Consider the following 16,297-nt stretch of genomic DNA (forward strand, 5'->3'; position numbering starts at 1 on the left):
ATTACTATTAATGATTATGATTATCAATATGATAAAGTCAAGAAAGGGAAAAATTTATCTGTTAAAGGGAAAATTAATTGAATTGCTTTTTATATTTACTTGGTGAGATATTAAAATGTTCTTGAAATAGTTTACTAAAGTTTCCAACATGTTTATATCCTACTTTTGAACAAACTTCTTTTACACTAAACTCTTCTTGTAAAAGTTCTTTTGCTACATGGAGTCTTCTTTTTTGAATCATTTCATAAACTGTCATTCCGAAATACCGCTTAAAGTCTTTCTTTAAATAGCATTCATTTATCGCGGACTTGTATGCAATCTCTTTGATTGTAAGGTTTTCATAATAAGAACTATTGATAATTTGCTTTGCCTTTTCAAGGGAGTTAATAATAGTTTTATCTATTTTATATGTTGCATTTATATTTGAAACAATTTTTTTTATAGTATATTCAATAAGGCTCATTGTTTTTGATTCAAGATTTAAATCTGTAAGTAAGTATTCTTTTTTCTCTTTTTTAGTAAAGGCAGATAAAATCTCCTTTTGTTCGGGATCAATTTGACTTCCTTTTATAATTGCATAGTTTTTCTTTTTTGCTTCTTGCATTTTTTCATTTAGATTTTTTAAATTATGAGCAAGTTTTAAAAATAGTTCTTCTTTAATTCCAATGGTTAACATATTGTATTCAGCACCTTTTTTTATGCTAACATCAACAAGAAATTTATCTGAGCAGAAACCTAAAAAATAAGAGTTTTTTTTAAGTTCAAATTTTGAGTTATCTTCAAAAGTAAAAGAGTAATTATCTCCAAGGTTAAAAATTAAAACTGCACCTGCAACATTTGATCTTTCAATTAGGATTTTGTCTTGATTTAATAAAAAGTTGCTAAGAAAAAAAGCAATTCCACTTCCTGAATCATATCCAATATAATTACCTAAACCATATTCAGGTTTAACATTACATATAAAGTTTTCTCTTGAAAAAGGGTTTTTGATTGTTTTTATTTCTTCAAAGATATCTAAGTATTCAGTTTTTTTAATTTTGTCCATAAACTGGATTGTACAGTTATTTCTTTAAAAAAACAAATCTACATTTAATAGTTATTATCAAGACTTTTGATGAGGTTATTATTTACCTTCAGTAGTATAAAAACCTTTTATTATAATACCTTTATTATCTTTTGCAGATTTTACATAATAGTTTGTAGGAGTAACAACTGCATAGTCATTTAGGTTTTCTCTAATAAAAGATGCTGTTTCAATAACTCTTTGTCTTGAGAAACCTCTAATTAAATACTCTTTTACTCTATTTTGAGTACTTTTAGGTTGCTTACTAATATCATCTTTGATTTTATTAAATACAACATTATCTGCATCTGCAACTACTGCAATAATCTCAACTCTAGTTAGGTTTTTTGTATTTTTAACAAAATCAGTAATTTTTTCTTGACAACTTGCGGTTAATAAAGAACTATTAGCTTTAAAGTCATAACACTTAACAACTTTTGATTTTTGAGTGTAATAAAATTTTCTAAAGTTTTTATTGTCTAAGTCAACAATTTTAGTCTCTACTTTTGTTACAACTTTCTCTTTTATTACTTCTACTTCTTTAGGTTCAATAACCTTTTTTATAACAACTTCTTTTTGTATCTCTGGTTTAATAGGAGTTTGTTGTTTGTTTTCTTCTTTTTCAAGAAGTAGATATATTATTGTTGAAAGGGTTACTATTATGATTAGACATAATGAGTAGATTAAATAGTTTACAAATCTCATGTCATTTGTATTTTTAATTTTTGGTTTTGCTTGGGGTGTAACTTTTGGAATTGAAAGTTCAGGGTTTATGCTCTTAGCTTTTTTAGAACTAGAATTACTTTTTGGTTTTGGCTTATTCTCATTAGATTTAGTTTTAGTATTCTCTTTTAGTTTCTTTTCAATATTCTCTTGAGATATAGTTTGACTTAATACTTCTTTTAATTTTTCTGTATTGTTTTTTTCCAAAAAGTGCCCTTACTCTTTATTTTTCAAATAAATCAGTATAATTAACGACATAATAGCTAAAAATAGTGGATAGAAAAATAAATAGTTTTTTAATGTTATCTTATTATTTTCTATTTTACTTGTTTCTAGCTTATTAATCTCTTCATAGATTTCATTTAGCTTCTCTTTCGAGTTTGCAGAAAATGATTTTCCCTTTGTTTGAGTAGCAATTTGATTTAAAATGATTTTGTTTGAATTTGCAATACTAATAGTATAAACCTTAATCTCATATTTATTTAAAAGTTTTAATGCAATTTCTAAAGGAATAGTACTAGAGTTATCTGCACCATCACTTAAAAGAATAATCACTTTTGATTTTGCCTTTGAAGATTTTAATATATTTGTTGATGAAACAAGGGAATCAATAAGAGCTGTTTTATCTCCAACAATACCTACATCCAAATAATCAATTATTTCTAACTGAGCATCTTTATCAAAGCTAAGTGGTGTAGCCATCATAACAGATGTTCCAAAAACTACAATAGAGATATTGTCATTTACTCTTTTTGGAATAAACTCTTTTACAATATCTTTTACAACAGTAAATCTACTTTCCATTGGATTTAAAGGATTAAAACCAAGCTCTTTCATAGAACCACTTGTATCTAAACTTAATACTATATCAATCCCATCATTTTTAATAAGTTGGGTGTTTAGCTTAGTATGAGGTGAGGCTAGGGCAATTACTGCTCCTATAATGGATATATATTTTAGTAAACCTTGAAAAACATTTGTGCTAGCTTGGTTTTTAGTAAAGATATTTAAATGAGGAACAATATATGTTGGGATTTTTGCTTTACAAAAGAGTGAGCAAAAAATAAATAGTAAAATAACTAATAAAAGATATGGGTATTCAAACCTTATTGAAAGTAAATAATCAAACATCTACACTATCCATAAATCTTGAAAATAGTATTTTAATATCTTCATCTATCTCTTTTACATCTTTTTTGTATTTGTATTGTTCAAGCTCATCTATTAACTCTTCTGCTAGCTTTTTTTCTCTTTGAGAAACTGCTAATAGTCTTGTATATTTTGTAATCGTATATGCACACTGTTTAGCGTCTTGAAAATCTATCTCTTCTAAGATTTTATAATACTCTTTTCTAAAATCTTTTTTTCTATTTTTGATTATTTTATATATTAAAAAAAGCAGTAAAAGCACTAAAGAAACAGCAACACTTATAAGTAAAATATAGATATAAATAGAAAAATCAGGTATCTCTACTAAGGATTTAATACCATGAATTTTAATATTTTCCATCATTGCATTAGCCTTAATAGTTTTGCTAAAGGTTCTTCATGAGTGTATATTTTGATAGACTTTATAGCACATTTTTGAAGATGCTCAAAAAATAAGTGGTCATTCTGTTTTACCTCTTGTTCATATTTTTTGATTAGTGAACTGTTTAAGTTTCCATCAAAGTTATAGTTAGTTGTTGGGTCAACAAGATTTACATTTCCTAAGGCTTCTGGTTTCTCTTCAAATCTATCCCTTACAATTATTATAACTATCTCATGTTTCTTACTAAGAACTTTTAAATCTAAGTTCTTGATATCAAAAAAGTCTCCTATTAAAAAGATTGTAGATTTCTTTTTGATTTTTAATAATAACTCTTCAGTAATCTTTTTAAAGTCTTGTTGTTTACCAACACTGTTGTAGTTGTAAATCTCTTCTGCCATTTTATTTACAGCAAAGTGTCTTTTTGATTTTTTTGTACAAAGGTTTACATTTTCATTTGCAATAAAAGAAGTAAATGGATCATTTTGTTTGATACAAGAGTATCCTAAAATAGAGCATATTTCTGTAATAAGCTCTTGTTTAAACTTCTTTGTTCCAAAGTGAACTGAACCAGTTAAAATTGGAACTATTGAGATATTTAATTCCCTTTGAGCATGAAAGACTTTTACATAAGGCTTTTTAAACTTAGCACTAATTACCCAGTCTATGTTTTTGATATCTTCTCCATACTCATACTCTTTTAATTCTAAGAAATCATAACCTTCACCTTTTAAAAGGGAAGAGTTGTTTCCAATATTCTCTGAAAAGATTTGTCTTCTTGTTTTTATTAATATTTTTTTTAAAGAGTTATTCATTTATGGGATTTGTATTTTTTCCATGATTTTTTGAATTAGTTCATCTGTTGAAATTTGCATTGCTTCTGCTTCATAAGATAAAATAATTCTATGTCTTAAAATATTTTTAACTACAAGAGCTATATCAATAGGACTAACAAAATCATTGCCCCTTAAAAATGCCATTGCCTTTACTGCTTTAAACATATCAATAGTTGCCCTTGGACTTGCTCCAAACTGAATATAGTCAGCTATATCTTCTAAGCCATAATCTTTAGGTTCCCTTGTTGCACAAACTATATCTACAATATATTTTTCTAGTTCTTCATCTATATGAATATTTGATACTTCTTTTTTAATCTCTTCAAGAGTCTCTTTATCTAATATCTTATTTAGCTCAATATTTTCACCTGAAGTTACTTTTTTTGCTATTTCAAACTCTTCTTGTTTTGTGTTGTATCCAACTACAATTTTAAACATAAATCTATCTAATTGTGCTTCTGGAAGTGTATATGCACCTTCTTGTTCAATTGGATTTTGTGTTGCTAGAACTAAAAATGGTGAGTCAATTTTAAAACTATCTTCTGCAATTGTTACTTGTCTTTCTTGCATAACTTCTAGTAGGGCTGATTGCACTTTTGCAGGGGCTCTATTTATTTCATCGGCAAGTAAAAGATTTGTAAAAATTGGTCCTTTTTTTATCTTAAATTCACTTGTTTTCATATCATAAATTTGGGCACCAATAATATCACTAGGTAGTAAATCAGGGGTAAACTGAACTCTTTTAAAGTTTAAACTAATAATATCAGCTAGAGTTTTAACTGTTGTTGTTTTTGCTAATCCTGGAACACCTTCTAAAAGAATATGTCCATTTGTAAAAAGACCTATTAATAAGGCATCAACCATTTCACTTTGACCTACAATAACTTTTGAAAGCTCTTCTTTTACACTTAATACTTTATTTTGTAACATTAGTCCTCAATTTATAAATAAATTTTTATGTATTTTATCAAATGAAATATACTAAAAGCTTAAATGCACAGCTTAAAGAAAAATTAAACTTACATTAGATAAAATCACGACTCTATTTTAAATAGAAACCTCACATGTGTCAATCCTGGTATGGGTTGTGACAAGTTAATTGTACTTGCCATTAAGGGGCACAGAGGCAAAACCCTAAAAAATTAAAACAAGGAACAAAACATGGTTACAATGAAAGACCTATTAGAGTGTGGTGTACACTTTGGACACCAAACAAGAAGATGGAATCCAAAAATGAAAAAATTCATTTTCGGTGTTAGAAAGAATATTTATATTATTGACTTACAAAAAACGTTAAGATATTTCAGATATACATACAATGTAGTTAGAGATGCAGCAGCTGAAGGTCAAACAATGATTTTCGTTGGTACTAAAAAACAAGCTTCTGAAGCTGTTAAAAGAGCTGCAGAAAATTGTGGTATGCCATACGTTAACCACAGATGGTTAGGTGGTATGTTAACAAACTACGGAACAATTAAAAAATCTATTAGAAAATTAGAAGTTATTAAAAAGATGAGAGAAGAAGGACAATTAGACCTTCTAACTAAAAAAGAAGCATTAATGCTTACAAGAAAAGAAGAGAAGTTAGAATTATACCTTGGTGGTATCAAAGAAATGAACAAACTTCCTGATTTAATGTTTGTACTTGATGCAGTAAAAGAAAAAATTGCTATTAAAGAAGCTAGAAGACTTGGAATCAAAGTTGTAGCTCCATTAGATACTAACTGTGATCCTGATTTAGTTGATTTCCCAATTCCAGGAAACGATGATGCAATCAGATCTATTCAATTATTCTGCAACGAAATGGCAGAAGCAATTAATGAAGGTAAAGCTGCATTAGCTGACGAAGCTGGTGAAGAAGAAGCACCTGTATCTTCTGAAGAAGCTGCAGAAGTTGTTGCAGAAGCTGTTGCTGAGGGTGAAACTGAAGCAGTTGAAACTGAAGAAACTAAGGAAGCATAATTATGGCAGGAGCAACTCCAAAATTAATTAAAGAATTAAGAGAAAAATCTGGTGCAGGAATGCTTGATTGTAAAAAAGCATTAAATGAGTGTAATGGTGACATTGAAGAAGCACAAACATGGTTAAGAGAGCAAGGTCTTGCAAAAGCTGCTAAAAAATCATCAAATGTTGCTGCTGAAGGTTTAGTATCTATCTTAATCAATGAAGATAACACTAAAGCTACAATGACTGAACTTAACTCTCAAACTGACTTCGTTGCTAAAAACGACCAGTTTATTGCGTTAACTAAGCAAATTACAACTCACGTACAAGCAAACAACTTAAATGATGCAGAAGCATTAGCTTCTTCTTCAATTGACGGTCAAGAGTTTACTACATTCTTAAATGAAAAAATTGCAGTTATCGGTGAAAACTTAGTTGCAAGAAAAGTTATCAATGTTGAAGGACCAGTTGTTAATGGTTATGTTCACATGGGTAAAGTAGGTGTTATCTTAGCTGCAAAATGTGATGATGCTGCAAAAGAAAAAACTGCTGATTTATTAAAGAAAGTTGCAATGCACGCAGCTTCTATGAAACCAACTGTTATTTCTTACGAAGATTTATCAGCTGAGTTCATCGAGTCTGAAAATAAAGCAATTATTGCTGATATTGAAAAAGAGAACGAAGAGTTAGTTAGACTTGGTAAACCTCTTAAAAATATCCCTCAGTTTGTTTCTAAACAACAATTAACTGAAGATGCAGTTGAAGCTGCAAAAAATGAAATGAAAGAAGAGTTAATCGCTCAAGGTAAACCTGAAAAAATTATCGACAACATCGTTGCTGGTAAAATTAACAGATGGATTGAAGATAACTCTCAATTAGATAAAACACATGCATTATTATCTCAAACTTACGTTATGGATGATTCAATGACTGTTGAAGAAGCTATTAAAGCTGTTGACGCATCAATTGAAATCGTTGAGTATGTAAGATTCGAGCTTGGTGAAGGTATCGAAAAGAAAGAAGAAGATTTCGCTGCTGAAGTAGCTGCTCAAATGGGTAACTAATTAGTATCTTACTAAATAATAATGAAGATGAAGTAATGGGTGAACAATTAGATAATAACTCACCCATTGCTGAACAAAAACCTAACTTGCTTGACGCAAAAAATATTTCCCACGAATTTGATTATAAACTTTTTGAAAATATAACTTTCTCAATACAACCAAAAGAGTCAATCTCAATTATTGGTATGAGTGGAAGTGGAAAATCAACTTTACTTAATATTTTATCCTCTTTATTAATCCCTAAATCAGGTGAAATTATTTACAATAATAAGAATCTATACGGATTAAAGAAAAAAGAGCTTTTAAATATAAGAAGAGAAGATTTTGGTATAATATTTCAAGCTCATTATTTATTTCGTGGTTTTTCTGCAAGTGATAATTTAAAAATTGCTACACTATTAAGTGGAAATGATGTAGACCAAGAGCTTTTAAAAAAGCTTAATATAGAGTTTGTATTGAACCAAAGTGTAGGAGAGTTAAGTGGTGGACAACAACAAAGACTCTCAATTGCAAGGGTATTAACAAAAAAACCTAAAATTATATTTGCAGATGAACCAACAGGTAATTTAGATAAAGATACAGCACAAGTAGTTATGGATACACTATTTAACTACATAAAAGAGAATGACGCAGCACTAGTTTTAGTTACTCATGAAAATGATTTAGCTGAGCAATGTGACAAAGTATATAAACTAGAAAATCTTCAATTAAAGGAGTTGAAATAAAATGGATTTGGTACTAATTACAAAAACTCCTATAATTGAAAAGATATTTAGATTAGTATGTAAAAAGTTAGATTTAACAATAAATGTTAAACAAGACTTATCCTTTGAAAGAGAAGATATTGTAGATATTATAGTCGTTGATGAAGAGTATATTAACGATGATTTTAATAACTTAAAAAGAAATACTAAAAAACTTGCAGCAATAACTAGTGAAGAACTTCCTTTTGAAAAATCAAGAGACTTTATAATAACTAGACCTTTTTTACCAACTACATTAGAAGAGATGTTATCTGAACAAGTTGAGTATATCAAAGAAGATGAAACTACAAAAGAAGACATCAGAAATGCAGCTAACGAAGAAGAGATAGTTTCAAACTATGTTGAGTCTTTAGCTGATGATGTAGCTTATAATATTGAAGAAGACAATGATGAATCTATAGTAAGTATTGCTTCTTTAAGAGATGGTGGAATACTAGATAATAGTGAATTAAGTAAAATCACTGATATTCTACATGATGAAGAGATAGAAAAAGAAGTTTTAGTTACAGAAAATGACTGGAAAGATATTAATGAAATTATTGATGATGCTTTAAGTGAAGTAAGTGAGTATGAGTTTGATTTAGATGAGCATGAAGCTAAAGATGCAAATACTCCTATAAAAGTATTATTAAATAATTACTCTATAGAAGAGTTAAAACCATTTTTACAAAAGTTTAATCAAAATGTAATTGATAGACTTTCAAATGGTGAAGATATAGATGTTAGATTAAGTTTAAAGGTAGATAATTAATATGGATAAAAAAGGTGCTATTTTAATACTTTCAGGTCCAAGTGGATGTGGTAAATCAACTCTTTTAAAAAAAGTATATGAAGAGATAGAAGACTATTACTTCTCAATCTCAACAACAACAAGAGACCCAAGAGAGGGCGAAAGAAATGGTGTTGATTACCTTTTTGTAAAAAAAGAAGAGTTTGAAGAAGATATTAAAAATGGACAATTCCTTGAGTGGGCAGAAGTTCATGGAAACTATTATGGAACTTCATTAAAGCCTATTAAAAAAGCTTTAGAAGAGGGTAAGCTTGTTATCTTTGATATTGATGTTCAAGGACATGAGATAGTAAGAAAAAAACTTGATAAAGTAGTTACTTCTGTATTTATTACAACACCTTCTTTAGATGAATTAGAAGCAAGACTGAAAAATAGAGATACTGACTCAAGTACTGTTATTGCAAGAAGAATTGAGAATGCAAAACATGAAATTAAATCTTTCCAAAAATATGATTATTTTGTAGAAAATGATGATTTAGAAAAAGCAAGTTCTGAGTTAATTTCTATTGCTAAAATAGCAAGAATTAAATCAAAACTTTTTGAGAAAGAAGAGTTAATTAAGAACTGGTTAGGTTACTAGTCTTAATTAATCTCATCAAAGCTTAAAGGGGCATCGAAGTAATACCCTTGGCAATAATCTACACCAAGCTCTTTTATTTGTTTATAAATCTCTTCACTAGAAACAAACTCTGCAACTGTTGCAAAACCAAATCTTTTAGCAAACTCTGTAATAGTTTTTACAATGATTTTTTGATTTTCAGAAGAATCAATATTTTTGATTAAACTTCCATCAATTTTCACATAAGAGATTTTTAGGTTAACTAGCATATTAAAGTTTGAGTATCCTGCACCAAAGTCATCAACCCCAACATTACAACCATAAGATTTAACATTTTCAATAAATTTAAATACTTCTGAGAAATCAGAGATCTCTTCTGATTCTAAAATTTCAAACTCTAAAAGGTGAGCATGATTTTTATGCTCTTCTATCACTGAATAGATATAAGACATAGTATTTTCACTGGCAATATCTTCAAAAGAGATATTAACAGCAACTCTTTTACCTTTTTTGATAATTAGGTTAAAGGCTTCATTAATCATGATTTTGATGATATTTGGATAAAGCTTAGCTTTTTTTGCAATATCTAAAAAGAAGTATGGAGAAACAACAGTTCCATCTTCTTCTATGTATCTAACTAGCGCTTCATACTTATATACTTCTTTTGTCTGAGTATTTACGATTGGCTGGAAATACCCTTTAAAGTTGTCATTTTTAACACCATTTTTGATTTTTTTAATCCATTTGATATTTTCTTCAAATGATTCTTGGATATTAAATGAGTCATCATAGATTAAGATAGGTTCAAATTTTCTTCTTGCATAAGAAACAACTCTTTGTGCATATTTATAAGCATTTGAGTTTTCACTTTTTGCAATACCAATAGTGATATTTAAGTCAATTTCATGTTCATCAATGTAAACAGGGTCTTCTTCAATATAGTTTTCAAACTCTTTACATAGTTGATATAATTCTTGAATATCTCTATTAAAATCATTTGAAACAATTAAGAACTTATCTGCTTCAATTCTATAAATTCTAAAGTCTTCTTTTCTAAAGAACTTCTTTAAAGAGTCTGCAAATTCAATAAGAACTTTGTCTCCATTGGTTTCTCCAAATAGGTCATTGATAGTTGAAAATTTATCAATATTTACCATTGCCATTAAACCTTGTTGTGATGTCTCAAGGTCTTTTTTTAGTCTATTTCTATTTGGAAGGTGAGTTAAGTTATCAACATATAAGTCTTTTAATTCATGATAAAGTAAAGACTGACTCATAAGTTGAAGAAGTTTTTTCATGTCAATTGGTTTTAAAACATATTTGTCAACACCTATATCAATAGCTTCTAATAAGTATTCAGTATTTGAAAAAGCAGTTGCTACAATAATAGGAATATTTGAGTTGATTTTTTTGATTTCTCTAATCATTTCTAGCCCATTCATAATAGGCATATTAACGTCAGTAATAATAATATCTATTTCTGATTCATGTTCTTTAAATAGTTCTAAACCTTGAGCTCCATTTTCAGCTACAAGTTGTTTTTTTGTAAAGCCTTTTAAGATATTAAGTGTTATTTCTCTAAGTGCAGCTTCATCTTCTGCATAAAGAATTGTGATATTTTTTAAAATTGAGACATTTTCTATCATTAAGACTTACTCCATATATATTACGATATAATATTATACTATATATTAGATGAACATTATATGTAAGCAATATACAATATTATTTTAGGAATTTTAGTGTCTAAAACAAGATGTGATCACTGCCATTTAGAATTTGATGATAGTGTTATGATAAAAGAGAGTAATTTAAATTTTTGTTGCAAAGGTTGCCAAGGAGTTTACCATCTTTTAAAGGATGATAGACTGGATTCTTTTTATGATAAGCTTGGAAATAAAACTATTAATCCTCCTATTGAAGTTGATGATGATATTAATAGATTTGATACTAAAAGTTTTGAAGAAATGTTTATTTCTACAAACGAAGATGGCTTTAAACAAATTGACTTGATAATTGAAGGAATTCATTGTGCTGCTTGTGTTTGGCTAAATGAAAAAGTACTTTATGATACTGATGGAATAGTAAGTGCTGATATTAATTTTACAAATAATAAAGCAAAGATAGTTTGGGATGATACAAGTGTTAAACTATCAGACATAATTAAAAAAATAAGAAGTATTGGTTACAACGCTTATGCTTATGATGCAAGTACTGCTGATGAACAAGCTGTAAAATCAAAAAGAGACTACTTTATTCGTATGATGGTTGCAGTTTTTGCAAGTATGAATATTATGATGCTTTCTGTTGCAAAATATACTGGCTTTTTCACAGGAATGGATGAAGAAGTAAGAGGTTTTGTTCATTTAGGTGAATTTATTCTTGCAACTCCTGTATTATTCTATTCTGGATGGATATTCTTCCGTGGTGCATATTATGGTTTAAGAAATCGTATTTTAAATATGGACTTCTTGGTTAGTTCAGGAGCAACGCTAACTTATATTTATTCACTATTTATTCTTTTTGGGGCAAAAGGTGAAAGCTATTTTGACTCCGTTGCTATGATTATTACCTTTGTATTAGTTGGAAAGTATTTAGAAGTAATTGGTAAAAAAAGTGCTGTAGATACTTTAGATAAAATCAAAGGAACACTTCCTTTAGAAGCAACTGTAGTAAAAGATGGAGTTAAAAAATCAATTCCACTAAATAGTATCAAAGTAGGTGATATTATTGAGTTAAGGTCTGGCGAAAAAGTTTGTATTGATGGTTTTATTACTAGTGGAGAAGGTAATTTTGATGAATCAAGCTTAACGGGTGAGTCTTTACCTATTTATAAAAAGAAAGGTCAAAAAGTATTTAGTGGAACAATAAACAGTGATAGTGTTATTAGATATGAAGCTAGTAAAACATATAAAGATTCAACTTTAAACTCTATTGTAACTCTACTAGAAGATTCTCTTAGTTCAAAACCAAAAATTGAGCATAAAGCAAATGAAGTATCAAAAGGTTTTACTCTCACTATTCTTTCTTTATCTTTACTTACTTTCTTGGTTTGGTATTTCTTAGGGATAGATTTAGGTTTTGATTATGAGGGAACTAATCATTTTGAGAAATCATTTATTGTAGCTATTTCTGTTATTGTTATTGCTTGTCCTTGTGCCTTAGCTCTTGCTACACCAATTGCAAGTTTGGTTGGTATTTCAGAACTTGCTAAAAAAGGTCTACTTTTTAAAGAAGCAAAATATATTGAATCAATGGCTAAAGCAGATACTTTAGTGATGGATAAAACAGGAACTATTACAAAGGGTGAATTAAAAGTTAAAAAAATGAGGCTTTTAGATGATAATATTCATAAGTTAAATCTTTTATATTCTGTATTGGAAGCTTCAACTCACCCAGTTTCTGTTTCAGTTAAGAAACATCTTGAAAAAGAGTTATCTTTAGAGATAAAAGATATATTTGATGTAAAACAAGTTGAAGCAAAGGGAATAAAAGCAAAATATAAAAATGTAGATGGAAAACTGTTTCATCTTATGGGTGGAAATATTGAGCTTCTAAAAGACAGTGGTATTAACTATAAATTTGATTCAAATAATACAGTATATATTTTTGCAATTAATAGAAGAGTAATAGCAACGTTTGAATTAGTAGATGAGATAAAAGAAGGTGCTAAAGAGCTTATTGATGATGCTTACTCAAATGGTTTAGATGTAGTGATGTTAACTGGTGATAATGAAAGTGTAGCTTCTAAAGTTGCATCTCAAGTTGGAATTAAAACTTTTGTAGCAGGAATTAATCCTATAAAAAAAGCAGAATATATAAAAAGTTTAAAAGAGTCAGGAAAAACAGTTATTATGGCTGGTGATGGTATTAATGATTCTATTGCTTTAGCTAAATCAGATGTTGCCATAGCTATGGGTAACTCTTCAGATGTAACAATTTCTGTATCTGATGTTGTTTTATTAAATAATTCATTAGAAAGTCTTTTAAAAGCATTTACGATATCAAGAAGAACCTATAAGTTTATAAAACAGAATCTTACTTTATCTTTAGTGTATAATGCAATAACTATACCTTTAGCAATGGCAGGACTTGTAATACCTTTAGTGGCAGCTTTATCTATGAGTTTAAGTTCACTACTAGTAGTTGCAAACTCTATGAGAATTAAACAAAAATAAATAGGATAAAAAAATGATAAATGATACTTTATTGATGATGTTAATTGTAGGACTTGTTGTCTCTTTTGCAATTCTAGCAGTATTTATCTGGGGTGCAAAAGGCGGCCAGTTTGATGATAGTAGAAAAATGATGGATGGATTATTATTTGATGGAACTGATGATTTAAATGATGCTGTTAAAAAAGAGGAAAAAGTAAAAAAAGCGAAAGAGCATAAAAAAAGTGAACCACCTAAGAAGTGATTCACTTTTTATTATATGAAAAGCTAATTAGAATGCAGCGATTTGCTTAGCTAAATCTTCAATATCAGCATCAGAAAGTCTTGCAACTTGACCTTTCATAACACCTTTCATAGCACCACCGTAAGAACCATCTTTGTAACCTTTTAATGCAGCAACAGTTTTTTCAACTGGCCAACCTTTAATTACAGCAGACTTTCCTAGTGCAGGTTTCTCTGCAGCAGCCCCATGACATCCAGCACATGGTGCCCAGTTTGCAGCCATTAATGAAGCAGCAGCAATCATTGTTCCTAAAACAATCTTTTTCATTTAATCTCCTTGTTTATATAAAACTAAATTTTATCACTTTTTTCTTTTATTTAACTTATGAATTTCTTCAAATTAAGGATAAAATTATAACCTAGTGTAATATTTCTACTAATTTATCTTTTAGTTTTAAGAAAATTACATTTATTTTACTCTTATTTTTTTGAATATTTTGATAGAAGAGTTTTTAATTCTGGTAGTTTGATAGGTTTACTTAGGTAATCATTCATTCCTAGGTCAATAAATCTCTCTTTATCTCCTTTTATTGCATTCGCAGTTAATGCTACTATAGGAGTACTATTTAAGCTTTTCTTTTTCTCAAAAGCTCTTATCTCTTTATATGCTTCTATGCCATTTATTTCAGGCATATTTATATCCATAAGAATAATGTCATAAAGATTTGGATTATGTATATATTTTTCTATTACATCAAATCCATTTGTTGCTATAGTAAGATTTAGTTTTAACTCTTCAAATACTAGTTTCATAAGCTCTTGATTAGCACTATTATCTTCTGCTAAAAGGACATTTATATTATAGTTTTCTTCTTCTACATATTCATCAAGCTCTTCTTCTAATTCAGAAGATATATTACACTCTAAATAGAAACTAAATTTACTACCTTTATTCTCTTCACTTTCTATTTCTATTTTTGAATCAAGCAGTTTTAAAATATTATTACAAATACTTAATCCTAACCCTGTACCTACATGTTGTTTATTTGTGACATTTTCTAGTTGAATAAAAGGAGTTAAAATAGCTTCAATTTTCTCTTTTGGGATACCAAGACCATTATCAATTATTTCAAATAAAAGTAGGGCAAGATTATCATTTTTTTCTATTAGTTTTACATTAAAAGTAATACTTCCTTCTTCTTGTGTAAACTTAATAGCATTTGATAATAAATTCGAGATAACTTGTTTTAATCTTACTTCATCTGTAACTATACTTTTAGGTATATTCTCATCAAAATTAAAATTGAAATCTATATATTTTTCTCCCATCTTTTGAGAGAATAGTTCTACGACATTTTTACATAGTTTGTAAGTTTCGCATTTATTTTTAAATATTTCAAAATTTCCATTTTCTATTTTTGAGAAGTCTAAAATATCATTGATTATTGATAGTAAAGATACGGCACTAGTTTCAATAATAGATGCGTATTTACTATCTTTTGTATCTAATTTTTCTGATTTCGATAAGTATTGTGCAAAACCAATGATTGCATTAAGAGGTGTTCTAATTTCATGGCTCATATTAGCTAGAAAATCAGATTTAGCTTTGTGTGCTTTATTTGCTTCAATTAAAGCACTTTCAAGGTCTTTTGTTCGTTTTTCAACCTCTTTTTCTAAGTCTTGATTTATTTGCCATAATTCAATACTTTTTTCTTCTAATAAAGCTTCACTCTCTTTTCTTGCATTTCGTTCTCTTTCAAAACGTTTTTTCCAAGGGTTTTGCTCTTCAATCATTTTAAACTCTTGTAATTGTAAATCTTACTTGATGTGGAGTTTCATTTATTATTTCATCATTAACATTTAATGGTTCATTAAAAAACTTTCCACATGCAGTAATTAAGCCTTTAGCAAAAGACTCTAACTTTTTATTAGACTCATAGACAAGTACTAAATGATTTTCATCTTTTTCTTCTGTAGTAAACTTTGGTAAGTCAGCATCTGGATATAGTTTTTTTACTTCAACATGCACATACTCTTCAACACTATCTATAAAATCAAGTGCAGAACCAGCATTTTTGATATCTTTTCCGTAAAGTTTTACTAAAATTGAGAATAGATGCTCTCCAAAAATAAATAGAAGTTCATGGGGTGGCTTTCCTGTGATTTCTGAAAGTGCAGTTAGCATCTTAACCATTTGATCAAAAGGATAATTACCTCCTTGAGAGAAGGCTCCTCCATTATCTAAATGAGCTTTTTCAATCATCTTGTCAGCAACTTCATATCCTAAAGCCTCTTCTACAAATTCAATCATCTCTGTAAAAATAACACCTCTCATTGAAACTCCTTTTTTATAATATTTCTTTTATCTTACTTTTTATTTCATTAAAAAGTTTATTACTATCAATCTTTTCAATATCAACTTTTTCCAACTTTTGCAATAACTCACAAATATCATCTAAAGCGACATTTAAACAAGAGTTTTTGATGTAATGAGCCTTTTGGGCTATTGCTTCTTTCTCTTGATTTTCAATTAAACTCTCTAAATCTTCTAAATCTTTTGTTATATCTTTTTTAAATTTATTTACTATCATATTTGCTATATTTTCTGAGATACCTAATTTATCTACTA

18 protein-coding genes are annotated in these 16,297 nt (G+C 28.5%); 7 read left to right on the plus strand and 11 right to left on the minus strand.

Going from position 1 to position 16,297, the window contains the following annotated elements; translation table 11 throughout:
* Window positions 1–73: 73 nt before the first annotated feature.
* From CRV03_RS12270 to CRV03_RS12295, 6 genes are all read right to left on the minus strand, one after another.
* Window positions 74–1,045, minus strand: coding sequence for an AraC family transcriptional regulator (locus CRV03_RS12270; protein WP_129085434.1), 972 nt, complete (start codon window positions 1,043–1,045; stop codon window positions 74–76).
* A 78-nt stretch (window positions 1,046–1,123) separates the two neighbouring features.
* Window positions 1,124–1,993 (minus strand): hypothetical protein, encoded by an 870-nt coding sequence (locus CRV03_RS12275; protein ID WP_129085435.1) that lies wholly within the window; start codon window positions 1,991–1,993, stop codon window positions 1,124–1,126.
* A gap of 9 nt (window positions 1,994–2,002) precedes the next feature.
* Window positions 2,003–2,917 (minus strand): VWA domain-containing protein, encoded by a 915-nt coding sequence (locus CRV03_RS12280; protein ID WP_129085436.1) that lies wholly within the window; start codon window positions 2,915–2,917, stop codon window positions 2,003–2,005.
* Window positions 2,910–3,299, minus strand: coding sequence for a hypothetical protein (locus CRV03_RS12285; protein ID WP_129085437.1), 390 nt, complete (start codon window positions 3,297–3,299; stop codon window positions 2,910–2,912). The genes CRV03_RS12280 and CRV03_RS12285 overlap by 8 nt, the downstream gene beginning before the upstream one ends.
* Window positions 3,296–4,129, minus strand: coding sequence for a DUF58 domain-containing protein (locus tag CRV03_RS12290; RefSeq protein WP_129085438.1), 834 nt, complete (start codon window positions 4,127–4,129; stop codon window positions 3,296–3,298). Before CRV03_RS12290 ends, CRV03_RS12285 begins: the two co-directional genes overlap by 4 nt.
* Window positions 4,130–5,080 (minus strand): MoxR family ATPase, encoded by a 951-nt coding sequence (locus tag CRV03_RS12295; protein WP_129085439.1) that lies wholly within the window; start codon window positions 5,078–5,080, stop codon window positions 4,130–4,132.
* Between the two features lie 231 nt (window positions 5,081–5,311).
* Here CRV03_RS12295 and rpsB point away from each other — a divergent pair, with 231 nt between their 5' ends.
* Genes rpsB through gmk form a run of 5 tightly spaced genes read left to right on the plus strand, consistent with a single transcriptional unit; the run spans window position 5,312 to window position 9,292 of the window.
* A complete protein-coding gene (gene rpsB, locus CRV03_RS12300) occupies window positions 5,312–6,112 on the plus strand; it encodes a 30S ribosomal protein S2 (protein WP_129006970.1) in 801 nt (266 codons plus the stop codon).
* Window positions 6,113–6,114: 2 nt separating this feature from the next.
* Window positions 6,115–7,158, plus strand: a complete 1,044-nt coding sequence (tsf, locus tag CRV03_RS12305) for a translation elongation factor Ts (RefSeq protein WP_129085440.1) — start codon at window positions 6,115–6,117, stop codon at window positions 7,156–7,158.
* Window positions 7,159–7,193: 35 nt separating this feature from the next.
* A complete protein-coding gene (locus CRV03_RS12310; protein WP_129085441.1) occupies window positions 7,194–7,883 on the plus strand; it encodes an ATP-binding cassette domain-containing protein in 690 nt (229 codons plus the stop codon).
* Window position 7,884: 1 nt separating this feature from the next.
* Window positions 7,885–8,673: a hypothetical protein gene (locus CRV03_RS12315; protein ID WP_129085442.1), complete on the plus strand. Its 789-nt coding sequence runs from the start codon at window positions 7,885–7,887 to the stop codon at window positions 8,671–8,673.
* Window position 8,674: 1 nt separating this feature from the next.
* Window positions 8,675–9,292 carry a guanylate kinase gene (gene gmk, locus CRV03_RS12320; RefSeq protein WP_129085443.1) on the plus strand — a complete coding sequence of 206 codons (618 nt, stop codon included), beginning with the start codon at window positions 8,675–8,677 and terminating at the stop codon, window positions 9,290–9,292.
* Window positions 9,293–9,294: 2 nt separating this feature from the next.
* On the opposite strand, the gene CRV03_RS12325 is transcribed toward gmk, so the two are convergent.
* Complete coding sequence (locus CRV03_RS12325) at window positions 9,295–10,917, minus strand: EAL domain-containing protein (protein WP_129085444.1); 1,623 nt, start codon at window positions 10,915–10,917, stop codon at window positions 9,295–9,297.
* A gap of 96 nt (window positions 10,918–11,013) precedes the next feature.
* On the opposite strand from CRV03_RS12325, the gene CRV03_RS12330 reads away from it, so the two are divergent.
* Window positions 11,014–13,449 (plus strand): heavy metal translocating P-type ATPase, encoded by a 2,436-nt coding sequence (locus CRV03_RS12330; protein WP_129085445.1) that lies wholly within the window; start codon window positions 11,014–11,016, stop codon window positions 13,447–13,449.
* 13 nt (window positions 13,450–13,462) lie between these two features.
* Window positions 13,463–13,690, plus strand: a complete 228-nt coding sequence (gene ccoS, locus CRV03_RS12335; protein WP_129085446.1) for a cbb3-type cytochrome oxidase assembly protein CcoS — start codon at window positions 13,463–13,465, stop codon at window positions 13,688–13,690.
* A 27-nt stretch (window positions 13,691–13,717) separates the two neighbouring features.
* Here ccoS and CRV03_RS12340 read toward each other — a convergent pair whose 3' ends face one another.
* The 4 genes from CRV03_RS12340 to CRV03_RS12355 form a co-directional block, all read right to left on the minus strand.
* The gene (locus tag CRV03_RS12340; protein WP_129085447.1) at window positions 13,718–13,996 is read right to left on the minus strand and encodes a c-type cytochrome; all 279 of its coding nucleotides are present in this window, start codon (window positions 13,994–13,996) and stop codon (window positions 13,718–13,720) included.
* 152 nt (window positions 13,997–14,148) lie between these two features.
* On the minus strand, window positions 14,149–15,462 hold the full coding sequence (locus CRV03_RS12345; RefSeq protein ID WP_129085448.1) for an ATP-binding protein: 1,314 nt from the start codon (window positions 15,460–15,462) through the stop codon (window positions 14,149–14,151).
* Window position 15,463: 1 nt separating this feature from the next.
* A complete protein-coding gene (locus tag CRV03_RS12350) occupies window positions 15,464–16,003 on the minus strand; it encodes a heme NO-binding domain-containing protein (RefSeq protein ID WP_129085449.1) in 540 nt (179 codons plus the stop codon).
* Between the two features lie 13 nt (window positions 16,004–16,016).
* The coding region (locus CRV03_RS12355) for an Hpt domain-containing protein (protein ID WP_164968662.1) at window positions 16,017–16,297 on the minus strand (281 nt) is incomplete at its 5' end.

This window comes from Arcobacter sp. F155 (assembly GCF_004116455.1).
Lineage (GTDB): Bacteria > Campylobacterota > Campylobacteria > Campylobacterales > Arcobacteraceae > Halarcobacter.